Source organism: Desulfosarcina alkanivorans, assembly GCF_009688945.1.
GTDB classification, from domain to species: Bacteria; Desulfobacterota; Desulfobacteria; order Desulfobacterales; family Desulfosarcinaceae; genus Desulfosarcina; species Desulfosarcina alkanivorans.
The window spans coordinates 515,065-538,926 of the sequence record NZ_AP021874.1 but is presented as its reverse complement, the minus strand read 5'-3'; the positions used below and the strand labels follow the sequence as shown (position 1 = coordinate 538,926).

Below are 23,862 nucleotides of genomic sequence, written 5' to 3'. Positions count from 1 at the left end.
GGGACCATCCTAACGGTTAAAAAAAGCAACGATCTGTTCCACCACGTAGGCTTGCTGGGCGCCGGTCAGTTCGGGATAGATCGGAAGGGCCAGGGTCTGGCTGGCCGCCCGTTCGGAAACCGGGAAATCGCCGGCGGCATGGCCCAGCCCCGAAAAACAGGCCTGAAGATGCAGGGGCACCGGATAGTACACTTCGGTCCCGATCCCCTGCTCGCCGAGATAGGCCTTCAGGTCGTCCCGACCGGTGTCAACCCGGATAACAAATTGGTTGTAGATGTGCCGGTTCTCTCTTTCCACCGGCAGGCCGACCCGATCCGCCAGACCGGCCGATGCGAACAACTCCCGATAGCGGGCGGCATTGTCCTGCCGTCCAGCCGTCCAGCCGTCCAGGAATTCCAGTTTGACCGCCACGATGGCGGCCTGAAGGGCGTCCAGACGGAAATTGCCGCCCACCACCCGGTGATAATATTTGGGGCTGGCGCCGTGAACCCTCATGATTTCAAGCTGCTCCCAGACCTTCGGGTCGCTGGCCGTCACGATGCCGCCGTCACCGAAAGCCCCCAGGTTCTTGGAAGGAAAGAACGAGAAGCAGCCGTAGTCTCCCATACTGCCCGCCCGTCGCCCCTTGTATTCGGCGCCGATGGCCTGGGCGGCGTCTTCGATGACCACCCAGCCGTGGGCCGCGGCCAGTTCCAGGATGGGGTCCATGTCGGCGCACTGGCCATACAGATGCACGGGAATAATGGCCTTGACCGTTTTCAGCTGGTGGGCGGTCATGGCACCAACGGCCTCCTGGAGCCTGTCGCAGGAAAGGTTGTAGCTGTCCGGATCGATGTCCACAAAGACCGGCGTAGCCCCCACCCGGGCAATGGCACCGGCGGTGGCAAAAAAAGTATACGGCGTGGAGATCACCCGATCCCCGGGTCCGATGCCGGCGGCCATCAGCGACAGGATCAGGGCGTCGGTCCCGGAGGAAACCCCCACGGCATGGTCGACGTGGCAATAACCGGCGATCTTTTTTTCCAGGGCCGCCACCTGGGGACCAAGGATGAAATACTGGCTTTCGAAAATCTCGTGGGTGACGTCCAGGATCCGGTCCTTGATGGTCCGGTATTGAGCTTTGAGGTCCAGCAGGGGTACTTTCACGGTGTTCTTCCTTTTGGGGAAAGAGAATCGTATCGTCATTATGAGCGGGGCCGGCAATCCCCCATCAGTTTCGGGAATAGTGACGGCCATTGTTCCGCCGCCCGTTGAGTTCACTGTTTCTCATGGCGCCGGCGGCATCGATGCAGCGGGTCTGCACGGCATCGTATCCGAAAATGGCGTTGACCTCGCGAATCATGGCGTCGCAGTAGCGGATTCGCAGGGATTCGGTCATGGAGACGATGGCCTCGGCCTGATCCTTCAGGCAGACGTGGACAAACCCCTTGCAGGGCCCCGGGTACCGCTTCAACGTCCGGTGAACCCGTTCCAGGGTTTCCCGGTCGGAAGCGGCCGGATCCACCATCAGGCGAACCTCCACGGTCCAGGTGGCTTCGGCCTGGTCCATGGGAATGATGGCATCGGCCAGAATCTTGACGCCGTTGTCCTCGACCTGGGCCTGGCCCTGCACCAGCACCGGCGTATCCGCTGCCAGCAGCTCGGCGCAGTCGGCGTATACGGAAGGGAAAACAACCACTTCAACGGTGCCGTTCAGGTCTTCCACCGTGGCGAATCCCATGAGTTCTTCCTTGCGGGTGCGGATCACCTTGGAACTGCTGACGGTGCCGCCGATACGGACCGCACTCTTGTCGGCCGCTTCACGGAGGCTCAGGGCGTCGACGTTGGTGAATTTTTCCAGGGTTTCCTTGTACTGGTCCAGCGGGTGGCCGGTAACGTAAAAGCCCAGCGTCTCTTTTTCCTGCTGCAGCTTTTCCCGCTCGTCCCATTCGTCGATGGATGGCACAACCGGCTGATTGATGGCCGGTCCGTCTCCGGAGCCGGTGTCGAACAGGCTCATCTGGGCACTGTTCTTTTCCCGTTGAATGCGCTGGCCGAAATCCAGGGCATCTTCGAGCACGGCCATGAGGCGGGAGCGGAAAACCCCCGTCGAATCCAGCGCACCGCACCGGATCAGGCTTTCCAGCACCCGTTTGTTGACCTTGGTCAGGTCCACGCGCTGGCAGAAATCGAACAGCGATGTGAATTTTCCGTTTTCTTCGCGCTCCTTGATAATCAGGTCGACGGCGGCTTCCCCCACGTTCTTGACCGCCGCCAGGCCAAAACGGATGCGGCCGTCGACGGCGGTGAACATCGTGCTGCTCTCGTTGATGTCCGGCGGCAGCACTTCGATGGTGTGGGTCCGGCACTCATTGATAAACTTGACGACGCCGTCGATGGTGTCGATTTCGCTGGTCAGCAGCGCGGCCATGAATTCAACGGGAAAATGGGCCTTGAGGTAGGCCGTCTGGTAGGCGATCAGGGCGTAGGCGGCACTGTGGGATTTATTGAATCCATAGCCGCCGAATTTTTCGATCAGGTCGAACAGTTCCGTGGCGATGGTTTTGTCCACACCGTTTTCCACCGCACCGCTGATGAACTTCTCCCGGTGTTTGGCCATCAGGGCTGTGATCTTCTTGCCGATGGCCTTGCGCAGGCTGTCCGCATCGGCCATGGTATAGCCGGCCAGTGCGCCTGCCACCTGCATGACCTGCTCCTGGTAGACGATGACCCCGTATGTTTCCTTGAGGATCGGTTCCAGGGCGTCCACCGGGTAGGCCACCTCCTTTTTTCCGTGCTTGCGATCCACGAAATCGTCCACCATGCCGCTGTCCAGCGGACCGGGACGATACAGGGCCACCAGTGCGGTAAGGTCGTCAAAGCACTCCGGGCGCATCCGTACCAGCAGGTTTTTCATGCCGCTGGATTCCAGCTGGAACACCCCGGTAGTGTCCCCGCTCTGGAGCAGGTCGAAGGTTTTCCGGTCGTCAATGGGCAGATGGGCCAGATCCGGAACGGTTTTCCCCTGGTGGGCGATACTCTTCAGCGCGTGATCGATGACGGTCAGGTTGCGCAGGCCCAGAAAATCGAATTTCACCAGGCCGATATCCTCGACCTTCTTGCCATCGAACTGGGTGACGACTTCCCCTTTTTTACCCTTGTACAGGGGCAGGTACTCGACCAGGGGTTTATCACCGATCACCACGCCGGCCGCATGGGTGGAAGCATGCCGGGAAAGCCCTTCCAGTGCCTGGCTGATTTCGATCAGTTCGGCGAAGCGCGGATCCGACGCCACCATGTCTGCCAGTTTGGGCTCTTCCTTCAGGGCCTTGCCAATGGTCATCTTCAGGCTGTCGGGAATCAGCTTGGCGATAGTGTCCACCTCCGCCAGGGGCAGTCCCAGCGCACGCCCCACATCGCGAATCACCAGTTTGGCCTTCATTTTTCCGAAGGTGATGATCTGGGCCACGTAATCGCCGCCGCCGTAACGTTCGACCACGTAATTGTAGACCCGCTCGCGGCCGTGGATGCAGAAATCCACGTCGATATCAGGCATGCTGATGCGCGACGGGTTCAAAAAACGCTCGAAGATGAGGCCATGCTCGATGGGATCCAGATCGGTGATGAACATGGCAAAGGAAACCAGGCTGCCGGCAGCCGATCCGCGGCCGGGGCCCACCGGAATGCCGTTTTCCTTGGCGTAGCCGATAAAGTCGGCCACGATGAGAAAATACCCGGGGAATCCCATTTCGATGATGGTCTTGATCTCGTAGTCGAGCCGTTCACGGTAGACCGCCTCGTCCAGGTCCGGATTCTTTTCCCGCACCACCGCCATGCGACGTTCATAGCCTTCGCGCACCTGCTCCTCGAACAGCTGGTCGGCGGTCTTTCCCGATTCGGCATCGAACTGGGGAAAATGGTAGGTCTTGAAATCGAACTCGATGTAGCACCGGTCGGCAATGGCCACCGTATTTTCGATGGCGCCGGGAACATCGCCGAAATAGCCGATCATCTCCTCGGAAGATTTGAAATAGAGCTGGTCCGAATCGAAAATGAACCGGTCGGGATCGGTGATGGTCTTCTGGGTCTGGATGCACAGCAGGATCTCGTGGGCCTTGGCGTCCTGCCGGTTGAGATAGTGGCAGTCGTTGGTGGCCACCAGCGGGATGGACAGCGTGTCGGCCAGTTCGATCAGGCCCTGGTTGACTTTCTCCTGGGCCGGAATGCCGTTGTTCTGCAGTTCCAGGTAAAAATTACCCTCACCGAATATCCTCTGGTAATACCGGGCCGCCTCCTCGGCCTTGTCCATCCGGTTGGCCAGTATGTACTGGGGGATGTCCCCTTTGAGGCAGGCGGACAGGGCGATGAGGCCTTCGGCATGGTCTGCCAGCACCGTTTTGTCGATGCGGGGCTTGTAGTAGTAGCCCTGGAGCTGGCCGATGGTGGCCAGTTTGCACAGGTTGCGGTATCCCTGCTGGTTTTCGGCCAGCAGGACCATGTGCCGGGTTCCCTGCTTGTCCAGAGGGGTTTTGTCGGCCAGGGTCCGCGGGGCCACGTAGCATTCGCAGCCCACAATGGGCTTGATGCCGGCGGAGGTGGCCTGCTGGTAAAAGTCCAGCGCACCGAACATGGTGCCGTGGTCGGTAAGGGCGACCGCCGGCATGCCGTAGGACTTGGCTTTTTTCAGCAGGTCTTCCAGCCGGATGGCCCCGTCCAGCAGGCTGTACTGGGTGTGGACATGGAGATGGACGAAATTGGAAGTTGCTTGTGTCACTAGTTGTCCACCCTGTAGTTGGGGGCCTCCTTGGTGATGATCACGTCGTGGACATGGCTCTCACGCATGCCGGCGGCACTGATTCTCACAAAGCGCGCGTTCCGGCGAAGTTCTTCGATTGTCCGGCACCCCACATACCCCATACCGGCCTTGAGCCCGCCGACAAGCTGGAGAATATTGGCGGAAAGGGTCCCCCGAAAAGGCACCCGGCCGACGATGCCCTCGGGCACCAGTTTGTCATCGGACTCCTGCTCGGTCTGGTAGTAGCGGTCCTTGCTGCCTTTTTTCATCGCCTCCAGGGATCCCATGCCCCGATAGACCTTGTAGCTTCTGCCCTGGAAAAGAATCGTCTCCCCGGGGCTCTCCTCCGTTCCGGCGAAAAGGCCACCGATCATGATGGTGTGGGCACCGGCGCCGATGGCTTTGGTGATGTCCCCGGAATACTTGATCCCGCCATCGGCAACCAGGGGGACTCCGGTCTTCTCGGAAACCTTGCGGCAGTTCATGATCGCTGAAATCTGGGGCACACCGATACCGGCCACAATACGCGTGGTGCAGATGGAACCCGGCCCGATACCGATCTTGACCGCATCCACACCGGCATCGATAAGCGCCTGGGCGCCTTCTCCGGTCCCCACGTTGCCGGCGATGAGCTGCATCCTGGGAAACGCCCCCTTCAGGCGCTCCACCGCCCGGATAACGTTGCCTGAATGACCGTGGGAGGTATCGATCACGATGACATCGGCCCCGGCCGCCACCAGGGCCTCGGCCCGGGGCATCATGTCTTCGCCCACGCCGATGGCTGCGCCCGCCCGCAGCCGTCCCATGGCATCCTTGCAGGCATTGGGATATTTTTTGATTTTCTCGATATCCTTGATGGTGATCATTCCGGTCAGGCGCCCGGTCTTGTCGACCACCAGCAGCTTCTCGATACGATGCGCGTGAAGCATCTTCTTGGATTCTTCCAGACTGATGCCTTCGTTGACCGTCACCAGCTTTTCGCTGGTCATGACATCGCTGACTTTTTTGGTCATGTCCGTCTCGAAACGGAGGTCCCGGTTGGTGACGATGCCCACCAGCTGATCGCCCCGGGTGACCGGCACGCCGGAAATCCGGTAACGGGCCATCAATGCCATGACCTCCTCAATGGGCCGGTCGGGCCCGATGGTCAGCGGGTCCACGATCATTCCGCTTTCCGATTTTTTTACCTGGTCAACCTCCATGGCCTGGCTTTCGACGCTCATATTGCGGTGGATAAAGCCGATCCCCCCTTCGCGGGCCATGGTGATGGCGCTCTGGGCTTCGGTCACCGTATCCATGGCCGCACTGACAATGGGGATGTTCAGTGTCAGCTCACGGGTCAGGCGGGTACGGGTATCGACATCCTTGGGAAGGATATCTGAATAGCTTGGGGTCAGCAGGACATCATCAAAGGAAAAAGCTTCCTCTGCGATCAAATTGCTCATGGGATCCTCCGCATCGTGTGGAAGTTGGCCGGGTCGGCGGTGGTGGTTAAGGTAACATGCGTCGACAGTCGGGTCGGTCCGGTGAGTGGACCGTCAAAAGCCCTATAGACGGACCTCGCACAGGTTTCGGCAAGCAGGCGATGATTTCCTTTAAAGGAGGCTCACGTTAGCATCGGGCCGGAAACCGATTAAGCGGTGAAACTAACAAATGAGGGGCGCTTTATCAATCTTTATTTGTCCGCTTGACACCCCCGACCGACCGTAATAGATTCAGGCCTTCGTTCTGTCGAAACGGGTACTGCAGGCCGCTGCCGGCCGCCGTCACCCAGCCCTCTTTTTTATCAACAGGAGCCTGACACCGCCATGCTGTTTTCCATCAACGCAGACAATCCCCAGCAGCGGCTGATCAGCCGGGTGGCGGATATATTGAAGCAAGGAGGGTTGATCGCCTATCCAACCGATACCTATTACGGCATCGGATGCGATATCATGAACAAGCGGGCCATCGAAAAAATCTACCAGCTCAAGCAGCGCCACAAGAACCAGCCGTTCAGTTTCATCTGCGCCGACCTGAAAAACATCAGCCAGTATGCCAAGGTCTCCAACTATGCCTACAAGACCATGAGACGGTTGCTGCCCGGCCCGTATACGTTCATTCTGCCCGGATCCAAACTGGTGCCTAAGATCATGCTCACCAAACGCAAAACAGCCGGCATCCGCGTACCGGCCAACAATATCTGCCTGTCCCTGGTGCAGGCTTTGGGCAACCCCGTGATTTCAACCAGCGCCACCATGCCGGATGGCGAGGTCTTTCAGGATGCCTCCCTGATCGACGATCATTTCGGGTCGAGGCTGGATGCCGTCATCGACGGCGGACCGGTACCGGGCAGGCCGTCCAGCGTGGTGTCCCTGGAGGACGACGTGCCGGAAATCATCCGTGAAGGACTGGGGGATATCAGCCAGTTCTGACCCCTTGACGTCAGCGGTTTAGAAACCGTTCGAGCAACCGGCTGGCATCTTTTCGATCCAGGTCGTCCAGTGCAAAATGAAGTGCCATCTCAGCCAGATCGGATTTGTTTTCGATGGGAACGCCGTCGAGCTTCAACTGGTGGAATTTTCGGGTAAACCGGTCCAGCAGGGCTTCGGTGAAGTAGAAACCGGCCTTTCTTTTGGGCACCGCCGCCTTGGAAACCACCGACCTGGATGCCGGGCGCCCAGTTGCCACCGAAACCGGATCCAGAGGGGTTTCGTCAAAAAAATCAGGGCTGGTCTTCTTGTCTGATGCCGTCATCGATCAACCTTTCTGCCAGTTTGCGATAATCGCGGGCGCCCGATGCGCTGCCGGCAAATTCGAAAATACTCCGCCCGGCCACCGGCGCCTCACACAAACGCACATTGTGGTAGATGGGATCGCAGATCTGTTTGCGAAACAGGCGCCTGAGCCGGTGATAAATATCATGGCTCTGGCGGGTGCGGCGGTCAAACATGGTGGGCAGGATATACCTGAGCCGAAGGGATTTATTCAGCTGCTGGACGGAAACCAGATAGCCGAAGAAGGTCTTGAGCCCCTCCAGGGCCGGCCCCTGGAGGGCCACCGGGCACAGCACCTCGTTGGCAGCCATGAGGATGTTTACACTGAGGACGTCCCAGCCGGGCGCGCAATCGAAAATGAGGTAGTCCAGCCCCTGGTTTCCCGGTTTCAAGCTCTGACGCAATATGGCATGCCGCCGGTCGCGGGCCTGCTCCCCCAGCCAGTTTTTAAGTTCCACCAGTTTGATGCCGCCGGCCAGCACCCACAGGTTTTTGCGGGCTGCGTGCACGGCCTCTTTTTTTAAAACCGCCTGTCCGGCGCCGTCATGCCCGGTGATAAACTCGTACAGCCCGTAAGGGGGGGACACCCCGAGAAAGGTGGTGGTCTGTGCCTGGGTGTCGCAATCCACCAGCAGCACCCGCTGACCCGCCAGGGCGAGCCCGTGGGCCAGATTGACCGCCGTAGTGGTTTTTCCGACGCCGCCTTTGGCCATGGCCACAGCGATGATTCGCATACGCATTCCTTTATCCGCCAGCCACGCCGGCAGGGTCACCGTCCTTGGGGCAGGTAGCGGTATTCGGCATAGATGCCGGGATGCACCACCTTTGAAATCAAATCCGAGAGCGATGACGACATCAGATAGCGCAACAGGGAGAGTTTTTCTTCACGGGCGTATACCGGAACGACGGAACCGTCGATGCCGCCCAGCTGGCCGGCCCATGCAAGGGCATCTTCAAAATTACCAAGCCGGTCCACCAGCCCCCGCGCCTTGGCATCTTCCCCGGTAAAAATTCGCCCGTCAGCCACCTGGGCCACCTGGGCGCGGTCCATCCGCCTGCCTTCGGCAATGGCCGTAACGAATTGTTCGTGGATGCCGCTGGTGATGGACTGGAGGAGTTCACGTTCGTCCTCCCGCATTTCCCGGGTTGGCGATCCGGTGTCCTTGTAGGGACCGCTCTTGATTACCACGGGGACCATGCCGATCTTGTCCAGCAACTGTCTGAAGTTGGTATACCCCATGATCACGCCGATACTGCCGGTGATCGTTCCGGGGTTCGCAACGATGCCATCCGCCGCACAGGCGATGTAGTAACCGCCGGATGCGGCCACGGCCCCCATGGAGGCAACCACCTTCTTGGTGTCGACGGTCTTTCGGATTTCGCGGTATATCTCCTGGGATGGACCGACGGCCCCGCCGGGGGAATCGATCCGGACGACGATGGCCTTGATGTCTTCATCTTCCCTGAACTGGCGGATATGCTCGAGGATGTCCCGTGAATCGGCGATGGCCCCTTCAATCTCGACGACGCCCACCGCTTCACCGCTGAAATCACCGGATCGACTGCCCATCCATCCTGCCAGCGCCATGGCGCCAAGCACCAGGCCGGTGAAAAGCGCCAGGGAAATCAGAAAAAAGAAAAGATAGGGGTGGCGTCTTGAAAACATGGCGGGTTCCTTTGTTCATGAGCCGTCCGGGGGAAGTTGGGATTCCCCGGCCGGATTTTTTCGGGACCAGGTGCAACACGTCGAGAAGCGCATCGGAAAAGAAGTTGCGGACGGCAGCGGTCGTGCGAACGAGGCCTCATGGCCCATGACGATGAATGCCGACGGCCCCTTTCGGGCGAACCGCCGGCATTCATGGAATGGAACAATCGACTTTATTGGTCGTCGTTGTTAAGCTTTTCCTGCAGGTTCTCGCGAAGGATTTCACCGAAACTGGAGGTGACCGGTCCCATGTTGTTGACGTACTCGGTCAGCAGTTCCTGATCATCTTCCATATCAAGCCGTTTGATGGAGAGGCCGATACGCCGCTCGTCACTGTTGATATTCATGACTTTGGCGGTCAGCACCACGCCGACTTCAAACTGGCCCACCGGGGTTTTGATCTTTTCCTTGCTGATCTCGGAGACATGCACCAGCCCTTCGATCCCCTCTTCCAGTTCGACAAAAACGCCGAAGTCGGTCACATTGGTGACGGTGCCGGTGATTTCCTTGCCCACCTCATAGCGCTCGGCAACCGTATCCCACGGGTCGGCCTGCAACTGCTTGATGCCGAGAGAGAAGCGTTCCTGCGCCTTGTCGATTTCCAGAACGATGGCCTGAATCACATCGCCCTTCTTGAACATCTCGGAAGGGTGCTTGATTCGTTTGGTCCAGGAAATGTCAGAGATATGGACCAGGCCGTCGATGCCTTCGTCGATCCCGATGAAGAGACCGAAATCGGTGATGTTCTTGATTTTCCCTTCGATGGTGGTGCCGACCGGGTATTTGTCGCTGATCACATCCCAGGGGTTGGGTGCGGCCTGCTTCATGCCCAGAGAAATGCGCCTGTTTTCCGGTTTGATGTCCAGAACCAGTGCGTCCACGATCTCACCCACGGAGACCACCTTGGAGGGGTGGCGGACCTTGCGGGTCCAGGACATTTCAGAGACGTGAATCAAGCCTTCAATACCCTCTTCCAGTTCGACGAAGGCACCGTAATCGGTCAGGCTCACCACCTTCCCGCTGATGCGCGATCCCACCGGATACTTGTCGATGGCACTGGCCCAGGGATCTTCGGTAAGCTGCTTCATGCCCAGGGAGACACGCTCACGCTCGAGATCCAGGCTCAGGATCTTGACGTTGATCTCATCCCCCACGGTAAACAGTTCGGAGGGGTGTTTGACCCGCCCCCAGGAGATATCGGTAATGTGCAACAATCCGTCCACACCGCCCAGGTCAACGAACACGCCGTATTCGGTGAGGTTTTTGACGATACCGCCAACCACCTTTCCTTCGTGGATGGTGGCCAGGGTTTTGGCCCGCTTTTCCTCACGCTCTTCTTCAAGCAGTACCCGCCGGGAAAGCACGATATTGCTGCGCTTGCGATTGTATTTGAGGATTTTGAAATCGAATTCCTTGCCGACCATTTCATCCAGGTTGCGGATGGGGCGAAGATCCGCCTGGGATCCGGGCAGAAACGCCTGAACCCCGATGTCCACGGAAAACCCGCCTTTGACGCGGTTGGTGATCGTTCCGGCGATGGTGTCGTCGGCCTCGTGACGCGTTTTGATATCGTCCCAGACCTTGACTTTCTCTGCTTTCTCCTTGGACAGAACGACCACTTCGTTCTCGTCGTCCCACCATTCGACCATGACTTCGACGGTGTCGCCCACCTTTGCGGTAACTTCACCATCGACCTCGAATTCCCGTATGCGGATCTGGCCTTCCGATTTGTAGCCGATATCCACCAGGACATGGTCTTTGTCCACGGAGATGATTTTTCCGTTGACCACCTCACCCTCGGCAAAACGCTTGAAGCTCTCCTCATAGAGATCCATGAGTTCGGCCATGCTTTCGCCGGTGACGCTGTCTTTCTCGATCGTTTCTTCGGTTGATTCGTTGTCTAAAAAGTTGTCCATTGACTGATGATTACCCCCTTAGCCTCATTTTATTTTACTGCAAATGCAACCGCATGCAGTATAGCCTACGGACAATACAGAAAGGCGAGGCAAAATGCAATAAAAAAGTAATTTTACCATACGCACCCCCATTCGGGGCATGGCGCCCAGACCTCACCGGCGGATTCCGCGAGAACTTTCAGGCAGGGCGCCCGGCCATGTGCGCCATCATCAGGTCGACCACCTGCCGGGCGGTCATGGCGGTCGAATCGATGGTCAGCGCATCGTCGGCCGCCTTCAGGGGGGCGATATCCCTGCTGCTGTCGTTGGCATCCCGGCGACGGATATCCGCCTCGATCCGGCTGAGGGACTGCCCCTTTTCACGCCCATATTGCCGGTAGCGACGCATCGCCCGCTGTCGAACGGTGGCATCGAGAAAGAACTTGAAATCCGCATCCGGAAACACCACCGTTCCCATATCGCGGCCCTCGGCCACGAGCCCGCCGTCGCGCCCCATGTCCCGCTGAATGTCCAGCAGGGCCTGCCTCACCACCGGCCGGGCCGACACCGCCGATGCCAGCATGGTGATTTCCGGCGTGCGGATCCGGTCGGTGATATCCTCGCCGCCGGCAACCAGCCGGCTGCCCTCGATACGCAGGTGCAGCAAGGCGCAGACATCACCCAGCCCCCGGTCATCGTCCGGCCGGACGTCGGCGGAACGGGCGGTCCAGGCGACGGCCCGATATAGGGCCCCGGTGTCCAGGTAGCGGTATCCCAGTTTCCGGGCCAGCATCCGGCTGACCGTGGTCTTTCCGGCACCGGCAGGCCCATCGATGGTAATCAGCAGCAGTCGTTGAGTCGCCATTCTCCGTTTCCCGTCCAAAACCGCCAGCGACAGTCTATTCTTGAAGGACCGATTCCAGTGCCCTGACAAAGCGCCGGTTTTCGGATTCCAGGCCCACGTTGATTCGAATGAAGGTAGGAAAGCCATAGGCGTGCATGGACCTGACGATCACACCCTGTCTCAGCATTTTCTCGAAAACGGCTTCCGCCGACCGCCCCACATCGATGAGAAAAAAATTGGCCTCGCTTTTGAAATAGTGAAGGCCCAGCCGGTCCAATGCGGCATACATGTCGTCGAGTCCCCGATGAACCAGACTGACCGTCTGCTCGAGAAAGTCACGGTCATCCAGGGCAGCAGCAGCCGCCGCCTGGGCCACGGCATTGACGTTGAAGGGCTGCCGGACGCGGTTGAGCACCTCCGCCAGGGCGGCCGGCATGATGCCGTACCCGACCCGCAGGCCGGCCAGACCATAGGCCTTTGAAAAGGTCCGCAGGGTCACCAGCGGCCGGTTCAGATCCGCCGGCTGCCCTGTTTTCAGGCAATCGCCGTTTCTGGCGAATTCGATATAGGCCTCGTCCACCACCACGACCACATCTTCGGGCAGCCGGTCCATGAAACGTTGGAAATCGCTTCGGGAAACGACCGTCCCCGTGGGATTGTTGGGATTGCAGACGAACACCAGGCGGGTGTCGGCACATACCCGCCCGGCCATGGCGTCAAGGTCCATGGCCATGGCCCTCAGGGGCACATCGTCCACCGTGGCGCCGGCAGCGGTGGCGGTAATGTCATACATGAGAAATGAGGGACGCGGGACGATCACCCGGTCACCGGGCCGGACCAGCGCCCGCACCAGCAGGGCGATGATGTCATCCGAACCGTTGCCGATGACCACGTTGGACGGCGACACACCGTTGACGTCGGCAATCTTGCGGATCAGACGGTGACCGGCGCCGTCCGGATAGCGGTGAAGCGTGGCAAGGGAATCCCGGATGGCTGCCACCGCTTTCGGAGACGGCCCCAGGGGGTTTTCATTGGAGGCCAGCTTGACCGAATCGCTGATACCGTATTCCCGTTCCAGGGCTTCCAGCGGTTTGCCGGGAACATAGGGATCAATGGATTGGATATAATCGGGAATCGTCAGTTTCATGGTCCACCACTGGTCGAACGAAACAGCCGGGCACGTGGCCCGGCCGTTGGTGTGGGTTTGTCATCGCACCGCGACGTCACCGCGGCGAAGGTGCATCTATTTCCGGGCCGCCTCTATGCCTGCGTCGACGGCCTTCATATTCAGAGGAATCAGTTTGGGTTTCTTGCTGAACTCACCTTTGATGCAATCCTTGAGGGTTTCAATGGACACGACGCCGCTTCGCGCCACGAAGGCGGAAAGGGCCACGATGTTGGCGGCCTTGACCGTACCCAGATCCTTGGCGATATCCACTGCCGGTACCCGCAGTTCATCCACATCCTCACGGTTTGCCCCAAAGGAAATCAGCGAACTGTTGACGAAAATAATCCCGTCTTTTTTCACCGTGGGAGCAAATTTTTCAAGCGAGGGGCCGTTCATGGCCACCAGGTGCAGCGGATTTTTAATGATCGGCGAACCGATGGGACGGTCGCTGATCACCACGGTGCAATATGCCGTGCCGCCCCTCATTTCGGGCCCGTAGGAAGGAACCCACGCCACCTCGAAACCTTCCTCCATGGCTGCATGGGCCAAAACCTTCCCGATTAACAAGATGCCCTGCCCACCAAATCCGGCGAACATGATTTCGCTCTGCATTCTGCCTCCTTCAGTCACATCCGGCATCGCACGTCAACGATTATGCCGGAACTTTGTAGTCCCCCGGCTGGTAATATGCCAATAGGGTCTTTTCAGTCCAATCCACCGCCTCTACCGGCGTCATGCCCCAATTGGTGGGACAGGTGCTGACCACCTCGACAAGGCTAAAGCACTTGTTCTCCATTTGATAAGTAAACGCCTGTTTTATTGCCTTTTTTGCTTTATTTATATACTTGGGTTTAATGACGGTCTGGCGGGTGATATAGGCCGGGGTCTGCAGCGCAGCCAGAAGTTCGGCCATTTTGACGGGCATCCCCACATCCTCGACGTTCCTGCCGAAAGGCGAGGTGGAGGTCCGCTGGTCCGGCATGGTTGTCGGAGCCATCTGGCCGCCGGTCATTCCGTAAATGGCATTGTTGACGAAAATGGTGGTAAACTTTTCGCCCCGGTTGGCCGCGTGGATGATCTCACCCATCCCGATACTGGCCAGGTCGCCGTCCCCCTGGTAAGTGAACACCATCAGGTCGGGCCGCACCCGCTTGATGCCGGTGGCCATGGCCGGTGCGCGGCCGTGGGCCGCCTCCTGAAAATCGCAATCAAAGTAATTGTACGCCAGAACGGCACACCCCACGGGGGCGATGCCCACCGTACGGCCGCGGATGCCCAGTTCATCGATCGTCTCGGCCACCAGGCGATGGATGACCCCGTGGGTGCATCCCGGGCAGTAGTGGGTGTGGGCATCGGTGAGGACTTCTGGTTTTTTAAAGGTCTTTCCCATTTTACATGTACTCCTTGCTGGTAAGCCTGAATCCGCTGAGTTTGCCGGTCGATCAGGCGATACGTTCCTTGACCATGTCGATGACCTCTTCCGGGGTGGGAATATCGCCGCCGCATTTGCCGTACCAACTGACCGGCAGCCGGCCTTTGACGCAGCGCTCTACATCCTCCACCATCTGCCCCATGCTCATCTCGATGCTCATCACGTGGGAACACGACGGTTTCAGGGCCGCATCCTCAACGGCTTTTTCGGGAAATGGAAAAAGGGTTTGGGGGCGGAGCATGGCGACTTCGATGCCGTCGGCCTTGAGCATGTCGATGGCCGTCCGGCAGACCCGGCTCATGGTGCCGTAGCTGACGATGAGGCCCTTGTAATCGCCGTCGGTGTTATAGGATTCGTAACGCACTTCCTCGGCACGCATGCGATCATACTTGGCCTTGAGCTGAAGATTGTTGTCGTTCAGCTGGGTCGGATCCAGAAACAGCGATTTGACCAGGTTACGGGTGCTGCTGTTGCGATGGTCCATGCCGTTTGACGCCCAGGCATCCTTGTTGGACGGCTCGGTTTTCAGATGATCTGGAAATTCCACCGGCTCCATCATCTGCCCGATGAGCCCGTCGCCCAGGATCATCACCGGGTTGCGATACTTCTCGGCCAGGGGAAAAGATTCCATCACCATCTCCACCGCTTCCTGGACACTGGCCGGCGCCATCACCAGCAATCGGCAGTCGCCGTGACCGATGCCCTTGGTCGCCTGGAGATAGTCCGCCTGGGAGGGCAGTATCCCCCCCAGCCCCGGCCCGCCGCGCATGATGTTCACAAATACGGCCGGGCACTGGGCCGCGGTAATATAGCTGATGGCTTCGCTCATGAGGCTGATGCCCGGGCTCGACGAGGTGGTAAACACCCGGGCGCCGGCGCCGGCAGCCCCGAATAGCATATACCCGACGGCCACCTCGCTCTCGCCCTGCAAAAAAGACCCGCCCACCTCGGGCATACGACGGACTAAATATTCAGCCACTTCGGACTGCGGGGTGATGGGGTAGGCGAAGTAGTTCAGGCAACCGGCCCTGATGGCTGCTTCACCGATGGCCTCGTTTCCCTTCATCAATACCTTTGCCATGCTGCTCCTCCGTTAAACGCCCTTAGGCGCTGGGTTCTTCGGTTTCAGTGATGGTGATGGCCACATCCGGACACATGATGCAGCACATGGTGCAGTGGATGCAATCTTCCGGACGCGCCTGAAAAGCAGGGAAATAGCCTTTCGCATTCACATCGGGAGATATTTCCAGAACATTTTTTGGGCATACGGTGATGCACAGGCCGCAACCCTTGCATCGATCCTTTTCGATGTTGTGTTGATACGCCATTGACAGATGCTCCTTATCGCGAAAAATTTAGGTTCCTCTGGAAAATCAAGAATACCGTGTCACCCGGCTGCGGCAACCGGAGCCCGATCCCGATACCCACCGGGCCGACCTGGCCTAATCCGGATCGCCCAGCGTTTCTGCCTGTTTCCAGGGAGGCACCAGTTGCCGTTTCAGCGCCAGGACCGGACACTGGATATCCTTTTTATCCAACCGGGTCAACAGCCCCACCGGCGAGGTAATGAACGCCAGGGGAACGTTTCCGGCCCGGGCCACCTGTCGGGAAAAATTGTATCCTTCCAGGATGTCCTGCTCGGTGGTGTCTTCCATGAGGTTGGCATTACCGATGATGCCGGTAACGGTCATTTTGGCCTTGGCTTCAATCTCCCGCCGGATCTTCAGGCATCCGTCGACCGTATCGGTATACGGGCGATTGGGATTGATCACCTGAAGCACCTGTACCGACTGGCCCGCCAGCGGATCGGCCAGTGCGGCCAAAACCGTTGCGCCCACATCATCGCCCCCCACATCAAGCAAGGTCAGTCCTGACGGATGTCGAAGCATACCGGAAACTTCAGGGGTCAGGATGGGCAGATCGGCCTGCATGTATTGGGCAGGCGGCAGCACCAGATCAATGCCCAGCCGGTGCAGCAGGTGGCGCGCTTCACGGGTTCTGAAATAAGGATTCACCAGGTCCAGATCCGCCAGCCGGACCGCTGTGCCCGCTGCGTTCATGTGAACGGCCAGGTTGATGGACACCTCGGTTTTTCCACTTCCGTATGCGCCGACAATGATGACGATTCCACTGAGTTCCAGTTTCAACTGACGATGCGTCCTTTTATTGTTCATGAACAGCGCCGGCCGGCACATGGCGAAAAAAGCCAGAAGATGTCGGAATGGGGCGTCCGGTTATCGGAAAGACATAAACAGGAAGGAATTACATATTTTTAAATTCAAGTTGTGTCAAGGGGTTTACCGCTGTTCGGGACCTTTCACCTTTCCCTGAAAGACACCATATGGTAGATACAGGGTACGGCTGGGGGAACCTCGGATAAGGATTTTTTCGAATGGCGACGGTAAAAACAGGGTTGGAGGTCTTTATAGGCGCCCGTCCACGATCGGTGAAGGGTCAGCGGCTGGGATTACTGTGCAATCCTGCATCGGTGGACCGCCACCTGGTTCATGCGCGCCAACTGATAAACCGGGATTGTCCCGGTCAGCTCAAGGCGCTTTATGCCCCCCAACATGGTTTTTTTGCTGAAAAGCAGGACAACATGATTGAATCCGTTGACCGGTCGGACCCGGCAACCGGCCTGGCGGTATTCTCCCTGTACGGACAAACGCGGGTTCCCACCCGAACCATGATGGACCCCATCGACATCTTGCTGGTTGACCTTCAGGATGTGGGCACCCGGGTTTACACCTTTATCTACACCCTGGCCCACTGCATGGAAGCCGCACGGCGATTCGGAAAGAAAATAATCATTCTGGACCGCCCCAACCCCGTGGGCGGCTTTCGGGTCGAAGGCAATCTGCTCGCCTCCGACTGTTCTTCATTTGTCGGCCGTTACCCCATTCCCATGCGCCATGGCCTGACCATCGGGGAGTTGGGGCTGTTGTTCAACACCCATTTTGGCATCGACTGCGATCTCGAGGTAATCTGTATGCAGGGATGGGCCAGAGAAATGAACTTCAGGCGGACCGGCCTGCCGTGGGTGGCTCCCTCGCCCAACCTGCCCACGCCGGAGTCGGCCATGGTCTACCCGGGACAGGTGATATGGGAAGGGACCAACATTTCCGAAGGCCGGGGAACCACCCAGCCGTTCGAACTTTTCGGTGCACCGTTCATCGAACCCGGGCGCCTGATGAAAACCATCGATCGGACATTTTTAAGCGGGGCCGTACTCCGGCCCGTCGAGTTTGAGCCCACCGCCAACAAATGGGCCGGGCATCGGTGCAGGGGATTTCAAATCCATGTCACCGATCCGGGGGCCTATTTGCCCTACGCCCTTTCCCTGTGCCTCTATCAGGCCATATACCTTGCCTACACCGACCGATTTGCATACAAACAGCCGCCTTATGAATACGAATACGAACGCCTTCCCATGGACTTGATACTGGGAGACCGGCAGATCCGTTCCCAGATCGAAGCCGGCGTCCCCCTTTCGGATATCGTTGCAGGATGGGAGGAGCCGCTGTCCGACTACCGGGATCGCTTCAGGGCCGTGCGTCTTTACGATTGAAACTGCCGTCAGCCGGGGTGGCGGCAATCGTCTTCTATCGGACCAATCGCAACACGTGGGTCTGTTGCAGCTTTTCCCACATGGCACGAATGATCACCAGCGTCGGATCCGCCTCTTCACCCGAATTGCGGGCGGCTTCCAGGCAGGCGTGCAGCAACTCGTGATTGCCGCTCCACAAAAGAAAATCCCGGGCAATATGAAGCCCGACCAGTCGATTGATCAAGTCCAGCTCGTCCGGAGTCATTGACGACAGACGCGTCCGGTCCAGCAGCGGCAAGTCGTCCAGAAGCATGGTTACTGCGTCGTCAATGGTTATGGGCAGTTCTATGTCAACTATTTTGGGAAACATGGAATCCCGCTTTCAGCGAATCCGCCCCTGAAGGATGGACAGTCGCGTTTTTTAATTCCTGTATGCTTACCGCCTCCCCCGCACAGGACCAGAGGATTCGGTTTCACCGTGACGTCAGTCGTAATGCTTCCGGGGCTGCCGGCCGTCCTGCAAGCGCCCGGACCAGTTTCAAGCTAGCGCGCAAAGCCATTGTTGTCAAACAGGGATCCGGTATGAATTGACTGCAGGGGAGTGGGCTGAAAACGGATGCAAAACAAAAGCCCCGACCGGTCGGCGACCAATCGGGGCAGAGTTTTCTAATTCAGGGTCAGGCAGGATTACTTTTCGGTTTTCAGCGTTTCGATCTCTTTTTTGAGTTCATCGATCTCTTTTTTGTACTTTTCGGAGTCGTCATCGGCGGCGTCGGCGACAGTGTCATCTTTTTTCCAGGTGTCTTTGAGTTCATCAAATCCCAGATAGAGGGCAAGCCCGCCGCCCAGCAGGAGCATCACCGGAATCGCGCCTGCCAGAAGCTGAAGGAATTCACCAAACCATACCGACAGGCCGATCAGGCCGAGAACTGCTGCCACTGCTCCACCAATTAACGTTTTCATAGAGAATCGTCCTCCTTCGTAACCTTTTTTATAGTTAATCCGATTAAAATGGCTTTATCGGCCGATCCATGTGCGCATTGCCGCAATGGTCCGGCGTGCTTGACGCTTTTCTTTGTTTTCTCCGACATTTGCCGGTTGATTTTCGGCTTGGGATATTAATGGAATTTCAATTAGATAGCTACTTAATGGTGACGCTATCAAGTTCTATGGCAATAACATAGAAGCCGGACCAGCGCAAGTATATTTTTCTCCGACGAATATGGCGTTGCAAAGGCTCCATGCTTCTGTTATTTTTTCAAATTATCATCAACTTATACCCTTCTGGAATCTAACGCTCTAAAATTATGAACAATCAAAAAAAACACCCCATTTCTTCGATTGTGCTGAAGATTAGACATTGGATCAGCCGACTGCTAAAAAATTCACACGACCATTATTTCTGTTTTTTGCCTTCCGCCACCGGGGTCCTCTCCGCATTTTTTCTCGACCGCCTGTTTACCGGCGTTTTTATGGGCGGAGAGCAGTCGGACATTGTCAGAAACATTCCCGATGACGCGATCATCGTTTACACGGCCAAATACAAAAGCCGGTTTGAATTTCTCTTTTCGCATACCCGGTACCGTCAACTGCGACTGCCGCAGCCGCAACTGGCCTTCGATTCCGACATTTATTTCTGGCAGCCCCTGTCGCGAATATTCCGCATCTGCCTATCCTATCTGGATGAACTGGTTCAGCGTCGCCGGATCAAGGATCCCTACCGCAGTGATTACTACCACCGCGCCCTTCTCGATTCAGGATGTGCCATGCTCACCCTGGTCGAGAAAAAGGGATTTTATCGCCGATTCGTCAAAGAGAGAACGGACCCGCTGGTCTACCTGATCGAGATGCAAAAAAAAATCGACCGGCCCGTTTACCTCGTTCCGCAGCTGATGTTCTTCGGGAAAAAACCGCTGCCTGCAGTGCCCAGCCTGCTGGACACCTTTTTCGGCACGTCCCAGCGTCCGGGCAAACTGAGGAAAATTGTCACCCTGATCCGTTATCCGGGCAGAATTTTTGTTGAGCTTTCTCAGCCCCTGAACCTGAGGCAATGGCTCAGCCAACCGGTTCATGCCGAGAGGACCACCGGCCACCAGGCCCTTCAGTTGCGCCGTCAGCTCCTGCTTCAGCACAATCGCCATCGCCAGAGCATCACCGGTCCGGTGCTGAAATCCGGAGAAGAACTGAAAGAATCCATTCTTACCAGCGACCGGGTGCAGACGTTTATCAAAAAACATGCCGCTGCCCGTCAGGAGCCTATTTCCAAGATCAGGAAAAAAGCCGACGGCTATCTGGATGAGATTGCTGCGCGCTACAGCCCGGCTGTAATCCGCATCATGTCATCGGTGGTGGGATGGATCATCAACTCCATGTTCGACGGAGCGGTCATCGACAAAGCCGGGCTGGCCAAGGTCAAGGCCATGTCCATGAACGGGCCGCTGGTTCTGATTCCCTGCCACAAAAGCCATATCGACTACCTGATCCTGTCCTATATCCTCTATCATAACAACATGCCCTGCCCCCATATCGCCGCCGGCAAAAACCTCTCTTTCTGGCCCCTGGGACCGATTTTTCGTGGCGGAGGGGCTTTTTTCCTGCGCCGCACATTCAGGGGCGCGGTCCTTTATTCCCGCATTTTTTCCGCGTACATCCACAAACTGCTGGAAGAGGGCTTCAACATCGAGCTCTTCATCGAGGGCGGGAGAAGCCGGACCGGCAAACTGCTCATGCCCAAGCTGGGATTGATTTCCATCCTGCTGAATGCTTACCGCAACGGGGCCTGCGAGAACATGACATTCGTTCCTGTTTACATCGGCTACGACCGGATTATCGAAGAGCACGCCTACGTTCACGAAGTGGAAGGCGGAAAAAAGGAGGCTGAAAACCTCAGCCAGGTCATTCGTGCCCGGCGCTTCCTGAAAAAACGGTACGGCAAAATCTATATCAACTTTCATACCCCCATTTCCATCCGCGACCTGCTGGCCGACAGCCCTGTGCCCCTGGACCGGATGCCGACCAAAGAGGTGAACGCCCTTTGCAGAAATCTGGGCTGGCGGATCATCAATGCCATCGACAAGCAGACCGTGGCTACCCCCCATGGGCTGGTGGCCGCCGCCACATTGAATATTTCCCGAACCCGCTTCACCCAGAAGGAACTGATAGAGGCGGTCAACACCTACCTGACCTTCGCCTCGTCACAGGACGCCAAGTTGGCGGATACGATTATTCTCAACCCGGACGGGGCCATAGAATATGCCATCGACCGCTACCTGTCTCGCAAACTGCTGGAAAAAGCGCCGGGGGACAAGGATCTGCCGGACGATCAGGCCGACTTCGCCGTCAACCCGGCCAAAAGGACCCTCCTGGAGTATTACAAGAACAACTGCATATCCTATTTTGTACCCGCGGCCTTTACCGCACTGGCCATCCTGAAAAAAGACGCGTTCCAGTTCAACGCCGCCGATCTGCACCATGAATATCAATTTTTTCAGGATTTCTTCAAATATGAGTTCGCCTTTGACCTGGACCGGCCAGCGGTCCATTATGTGAGAAAAACCATCAAATCCTTTATCGATGACGCCATACTCATGCCCCACCCGACCATCCCGGACAGTTACCAGATCACCTCCTCGGGCTACCGTAAACTGAAGCTGTTCGCTGCCTTCTTGAAGCCCTATTTCCAGTCCTATGCGGTGGTACTCCATTTTTTGCGGACCAACCGCAAGGAGAAACTGGACACCAAGGACAAACTTAAAAAAATACAAAACCTGGGCCTCCAGATGGTAAAAAACAAGGAAATCGACCTTGTCGAATCGGTGTCCAAGGTCAACTATGCCAACGGCATCAGCTATTTTTCCACCAATGGCATCAAAAATCATGAAAACGAGGAACGCATCACCCATTTTGAATCGGTGATTCAAACCTACCTGAACCTGTTGAACGCATGAAAGCGCTGATCCTGGCCGCCGGATTCGGCACCCGGCTGGCGCCCCACACCCTTGCGACACCCAAAGCCCTGTTTCCGGTTGGCGGCATCCCGGTGCTGGGACGAATGATCGCCCGCCTGAAGCGGGCCGGTTGTCGGGGCATCGCGGTCAACGCCCACCACCTGGCCCATCGGATCCAATCCTATCTGGCGGAAAACGACTTCGGCGTGCCGGTGACCTTGAGCCGGGAACCGGAAATTTTAGGTACCGGGGGTGCCATTCGTCACCTGGCCGACTATTGGGACGACGAGGCGTTCATGGTGGTCAACGCGGATATCGTCACTGACATCGATATGGCCAAGATTTATCGCAGCCATTGCATGCACGGTGCACCGGTGACCCTGGTCATGCATGACCGTGCGCCCTTCAACCAGGTGTGGGTGGACGGCCGAAGCCGTATAGCCGGGTTTGAACGCTACGCCGCGCCGGCCGACCATACCGGGCAGCGCAAACTGGCGTTTACCGGTATTCACGTCCTGAACCCCGCAGTCGTTGAACAAATACCCGATGGCACGTTCTGTGATATCATTTCCGTTTACCGGCAGATGCTCGACGAAGGCGTTCCTATCCGGGCCCATGTGGTCTGCGGTCATTACTGGCAGGACATGGGAAACCCGGAGCGCTACCGGGAGGCCGTGGTCGATGCCATGGCGCCCGGCGCCTTTCAATCGGCCTTCCCCGACGATCCGGATCCGTCTGCAGACGTGAAATGCCGGCGACTGACCGGCGACGGGTCCGACCGGGTCTGGTTTCGCCTGACCCGCGGCAGACGCCGGATGATCCTGGCAGACCACGGCATCACCCCCACGCTGCCGGGCAGCGAGGTGAACGCCTTTGTCAGAATTGGCCGGCACCTCCGGGACTGCGGCCTGCCCGTCCCCCGTATACATGTCCACGACGGATTCAGCGGACTGGTCTTCCTGGAAGATCTGGGCGACGTTCACCTTCAGCAGGTGGTGCGGCAGGCATCGGACACGGGTTGCATCGAGACGGTTTACCGCAAGGTCATCGACATCCTGCTCGACCTGACTGAAAAAGGGGCCCGGGGCTTTGACCCGGCCTGGACCTGCCAGAGCGAGTCCTACGATAGCGAACTGATCCTGGACAAGGAGTGCCGCTATTTTGTGGAGGCATTCTTAAACGGCTACCTGGGGATGGGGGTCGATTATGATGATCTGGCGGCGGAATTTGCACGCCTGGCCCGATGCACCGTCAACCACGGCGTCGCCGGACTGATTCATCGGGATTTTCAATCCCGCAACATCATGGTCCGGGATGACCGCTGCTATCTGATCGACTTTCAGGGCGCGCGGACCGGTCCCGTCCAGTATGACCTGGCCTCCCTGCTGATCGATCCCTATGCGGGTCTGGATCCCGAACTCCAGCAGCGGCTGCTGAACTATGCCGCCGGTCGGGCGGCCAGGCGATTGAAATGCGACCCGGACCCTTTCATTCGCGGCTACCGCTACTGCACGGTCACGCGGAACCTTCAAATGCTGGGGGCTTTCGGATTCCTGTCCCGGGTCAAACAAAAACAGGCCTTTGAACGATGGATCCCCGCGGCCGCGGCCATGCTGGCGGACCACATCCGTGGGGCCGATGGAAGCAGGTTTCCCCGCTTGACCCGCATTGCCAAAACGCTCCGTTTAAGATAACTGGAAATGGCGCGTTTCCGTTGAGGGGTGAACCTGCCCCGGGGCTCGTGCATACGAACCGCACATGCAGGCCGCCGAGTTCGGCATAGCGTTTTCGGGG

Annotated in this window: 20 protein-coding genes; 4 read left to right on the top strand and 16 right to left on the bottom strand. The window is 57.8% G+C overall.

The features are described 5' to 3' along the window. Positions 1-9: 9 nt before the first annotated feature. From DSCA_RS02450 to guaB, 3 genes are all read right to left on the bottom strand, one after another. A complete protein-coding gene (locus DSCA_RS02450; RefSeq protein ID WP_174783980.1) occupies positions 10-1,146 on the bottom strand; it encodes a DegT/DnrJ/EryC1/StrS family aminotransferase in 1,137 nt (378 codons plus the stop codon). 64 nt (positions 1,147-1,210) lie between these two features. Next, a complete protein-coding gene (gene dnaE, locus DSCA_RS02445) occupies positions 1,211-4,753 on the bottom strand; it encodes a DNA polymerase III subunit alpha (RefSeq protein ID WP_155314919.1) in 3,543 nt (1,180 codons plus the stop codon). After that, positions 4,753-6,219 (bottom strand): IMP dehydrogenase, encoded by a 1,467-nt coding sequence (guaB, locus tag DSCA_RS02440; RefSeq protein ID WP_155314918.1) that lies wholly within the window; start codon positions 6,217-6,219, stop codon positions 4,753-4,755. Before guaB ends, dnaE begins: the two co-directional genes overlap by 1 nt. A gap of 363 nt (positions 6,220-6,582) precedes the next feature. On the opposite strand from guaB, the gene DSCA_RS02435 reads away from it, so the two are divergent. Next, positions 6,583-7,188, top strand: coding sequence for an L-threonylcarbamoyladenylate synthase (locus DSCA_RS02435; RefSeq protein ID WP_155314917.1), 606 nt, complete (start codon positions 6,583-6,585; stop codon positions 7,186-7,188). Positions 7,189-7,198: 10 nt separating this feature from the next. Here DSCA_RS02435 and DSCA_RS02430 read toward each other — a convergent pair whose 3' ends face one another. The 11 genes from DSCA_RS02430 to DSCA_RS02380 all read right to left on the bottom strand — a co-directional run bounded on the left by DSCA_RS02430 (position 7,199) and on the right by DSCA_RS02380 (position 16,748). Further along, on the bottom strand, positions 7,199-7,510 hold the full coding sequence (locus DSCA_RS02430; RefSeq protein ID WP_155314916.1) for a hypothetical protein: 312 nt from the start codon (positions 7,508-7,510) through the stop codon (positions 7,199-7,201). Further along, positions 7,479-8,264 (bottom strand): ParA family protein, encoded by a 786-nt coding sequence (locus DSCA_RS02425; RefSeq protein ID WP_167527561.1) that lies wholly within the window; start codon positions 8,262-8,264, stop codon positions 7,479-7,481. The genes DSCA_RS02430 and DSCA_RS02425 overlap by 32 nt, the downstream gene beginning before the upstream one ends. A 35-nt stretch (positions 8,265-8,299) precedes the next feature. After that, positions 8,300-9,196, bottom strand: a complete 897-nt coding sequence (sppA, locus tag DSCA_RS02420) for a signal peptide peptidase SppA (protein ID WP_155314914.1) — start codon at positions 9,194-9,196, stop codon at positions 8,300-8,302. A 212-nt stretch (positions 9,197-9,408) separates the two neighbouring features. Further along, on the bottom strand, positions 9,409-11,151 hold the full coding sequence (locus DSCA_RS02415; protein ID WP_155314913.1) for a 30S ribosomal protein S1: 1,743 nt from the start codon (positions 11,149-11,151) through the stop codon (positions 9,409-9,411). Positions 11,152-11,329: 178 nt separating this feature from the next. Beyond that, complete coding sequence (cmk, locus tag DSCA_RS02410) at positions 11,330-11,995, bottom strand: (d)CMP kinase (RefSeq protein ID WP_155314912.1); 666 nt, start codon at positions 11,993-11,995, stop codon at positions 11,330-11,332. Positions 11,996-12,029: 34 nt separating this feature from the next. Beyond that, on the bottom strand, positions 12,030-13,121 hold the full coding sequence (hisC, locus tag DSCA_RS02405; RefSeq protein WP_155314911.1) for a histidinol-phosphate transaminase: 1,092 nt from the start codon (positions 13,119-13,121) through the stop codon (positions 12,030-12,032). A gap of 96 nt (positions 13,122-13,217) precedes the next feature. After that, positions 13,218-13,754 (bottom strand): 2-oxoacid:acceptor oxidoreductase family protein, encoded by a 537-nt coding sequence (locus DSCA_RS02400; RefSeq protein WP_155314910.1) that lies wholly within the window; start codon positions 13,752-13,754, stop codon positions 13,218-13,220. A 40-nt stretch (positions 13,755-13,794) separates the two neighbouring features. Then, positions 13,795-14,532, bottom strand: coding sequence for a thiamine pyrophosphate-dependent enzyme (locus tag DSCA_RS02395; RefSeq protein WP_155314909.1), 738 nt, complete (start codon positions 14,530-14,532; stop codon positions 13,795-13,797). Positions 14,533-14,584: 52 nt separating this feature from the next. Beyond that, positions 14,585-15,655, bottom strand: a complete 1,071-nt coding sequence (vorB, locus tag DSCA_RS02390) for a 3-methyl-2-oxobutanoate dehydrogenase subunit VorB (RefSeq protein WP_155314908.1) — start codon at positions 15,653-15,655, stop codon at positions 14,585-14,587. 22 nt (positions 15,656-15,677) lie between these two features. Continuing rightward, positions 15,678-15,902, bottom strand: coding sequence for a 4Fe-4S dicluster domain-containing protein (locus DSCA_RS02385; protein ID WP_155314907.1), 225 nt, complete (start codon positions 15,900-15,902; stop codon positions 15,678-15,680). 114 nt (positions 15,903-16,016) lie between these two features. Continuing rightward, positions 16,017-16,748 carry a cobalamin biosynthesis protein CbiA gene (locus tag DSCA_RS02380; RefSeq protein ID WP_231716357.1) on the bottom strand — a complete coding sequence of 244 codons (732 nt, stop codon included), beginning with the start codon at positions 16,746-16,748 and terminating at the stop codon, positions 16,017-16,019. 218 nt (positions 16,749-16,966) lie between these two features. Here DSCA_RS02380 and DSCA_RS02375 point away from each other — a divergent pair, with 218 nt between their 5' ends. Beyond that, positions 16,967-18,142: an exo-beta-N-acetylmuramidase NamZ family protein gene (locus tag DSCA_RS02375; RefSeq protein WP_155314906.1), complete on the top strand. Its 1,176-nt coding sequence runs from the start codon at positions 16,967-16,969 to the stop codon at positions 18,140-18,142. Between the two features lie 34 nt (positions 18,143-18,176). On the opposite strand, the gene DSCA_RS02370 is transcribed toward DSCA_RS02375, so the two are convergent. Together DSCA_RS02370 and DSCA_RS02365 are read right to left on the bottom strand one after the other, a co-directional pair. Next, the gene (locus tag DSCA_RS02370) at positions 18,177-18,491 is read right to left on the bottom strand and encodes a hypothetical protein (protein WP_155314905.1); all 315 of its coding nucleotides are present in this window, start codon (positions 18,489-18,491) and stop codon (positions 18,177-18,179) included. Positions 18,492-18,808: 317 nt separating this feature from the next. Further along, positions 18,809-19,084: a hypothetical protein gene (locus DSCA_RS02365; protein WP_155314904.1), complete on the bottom strand. Its 276-nt coding sequence runs from the start codon at positions 19,082-19,084 to the stop codon at positions 18,809-18,811. Positions 19,085-19,428: 344 nt separating this feature from the next. Between DSCA_RS02365 and DSCA_RS02360 the strand changes: the two genes are divergently transcribed. Together DSCA_RS02360 and DSCA_RS02355 are read left to right on the top strand one after the other, a co-directional pair. Further along, positions 19,429-22,068 carry a 1-acyl-sn-glycerol-3-phosphate acyltransferase gene (locus DSCA_RS02360; RefSeq protein ID WP_155314903.1) on the top strand — a complete coding sequence of 880 codons (2,640 nt, stop codon included), beginning with the start codon at positions 19,429-19,431 and terminating at the stop codon, positions 22,066-22,068. Continuing rightward, positions 22,065-23,762, top strand: coding sequence for a sugar phosphate nucleotidyltransferase (locus DSCA_RS02355; protein ID WP_155314902.1), 1,698 nt, complete (start codon positions 22,065-22,067; stop codon positions 23,760-23,762). The genes DSCA_RS02360 and DSCA_RS02355 overlap by 4 nt, the downstream gene beginning before the upstream one ends. The last annotated feature ends 100 nt before the right edge of the window (positions 23,763-23,862 follow it).

Coding starts and splice junctions, on each gene's coding strand:
- guaB (WP_155314918.1), bottom strand. CDS start 6,219: ATGAGCAATTTGATCGCAGAGGAAGCTTTTTCCTTTGATGATGTCCTG.
- DSCA_RS02435 (WP_155314917.1), top strand. CDS start 6,583: ATGCTGTTTTCCATCAACGCAGACAATCCCCAGCAGCGGCTGATCAGC.
- DSCA_RS02430 (WP_155314916.1), bottom strand. CDS start 7,510: ATGACGGCATCAGACAAGAAGACCAGCCCTGATTTTTTTGACGAAACC.
- DSCA_RS02425 (WP_167527561.1), bottom strand. CDS start 8,264: ATGCGAATCATCGCTGTGGCCATGGCCAAAGGCGGCGTCGGAAAAACC.
- sppA (WP_155314914.1), bottom strand. CDS start 9,196: ATGTTTTCAAGACGCCACCCCTATCTTTTCTTTTTTCTGATTTCCCTG.
- DSCA_RS02415 (WP_155314913.1), bottom strand. CDS start 11,151: ATGGACAACTTTTTAGACAACGAATCAACCGAAGAAACGATCGAGAAA.
- cmk (WP_155314912.1), bottom strand. CDS start 11,995: ATGGCGACTCAACGACTGCTGCTGATTACCATCGATGGGCCTGCCGGT.
- hisC (WP_155314911.1), bottom strand. CDS start 13,121: ATGAAACTGACGATTCCCGATTATATCCAATCCATTGATCCCTATGTT.
- DSCA_RS02400 (WP_155314910.1), bottom strand. CDS start 13,754: ATGCAGAGCGAAATCATGTTCGCCGGATTTGGTGGGCAGGGCATCTTG.
- DSCA_RS02395 (WP_155314909.1), bottom strand. CDS start 14,532: ATGGGAAAGACCTTTAAAAAACCAGAAGTCCTCACCGATGCCCACACC.
- vorB (WP_155314908.1), bottom strand. CDS start 15,655: ATGGCAAAGGTATTGATGAAGGGAAACGAGGCCATCGGTGAAGCAGCC.
- DSCA_RS02385 (WP_155314907.1), bottom strand. CDS start 15,902: ATGGCGTATCAACACAACATCGAAAAGGATCGATGCAAGGGTTGCGGC.
- DSCA_RS02380 (WP_231716357.1), bottom strand. CDS start 16,748: ATGAACAATAAAAGGACGCATCGTCAGTTGAAACTGGAACTCAGTGGA.
- DSCA_RS02375 (WP_155314906.1), top strand. CDS start 16,967: ATGGCGACGGTAAAAACAGGGTTGGAGGTCTTTATAGGCGCCCGTCCA.
- DSCA_RS02370 (WP_155314905.1), bottom strand. CDS start 18,491: ATGTTTCCCAAAATAGTTGACATAGAACTGCCCATAACCATTGACGAC.
- DSCA_RS02365 (WP_155314904.1), bottom strand. CDS start 19,084: ATGAAAACGTTAATTGGTGGAGCAGTGGCAGCAGTTCTCGGCCTGATC.
- DSCA_RS02360 (WP_155314903.1), top strand. CDS start 19,429: ATGAACAATCAAAAAAAACACCCCATTTCTTCGATTGTGCTGAAGATT.
- DSCA_RS02355 (WP_155314902.1), top strand. CDS start 22,065: ATGAAAGCGCTGATCCTGGCCGCCGGATTCGGCACCCGGCTGGCGCCC.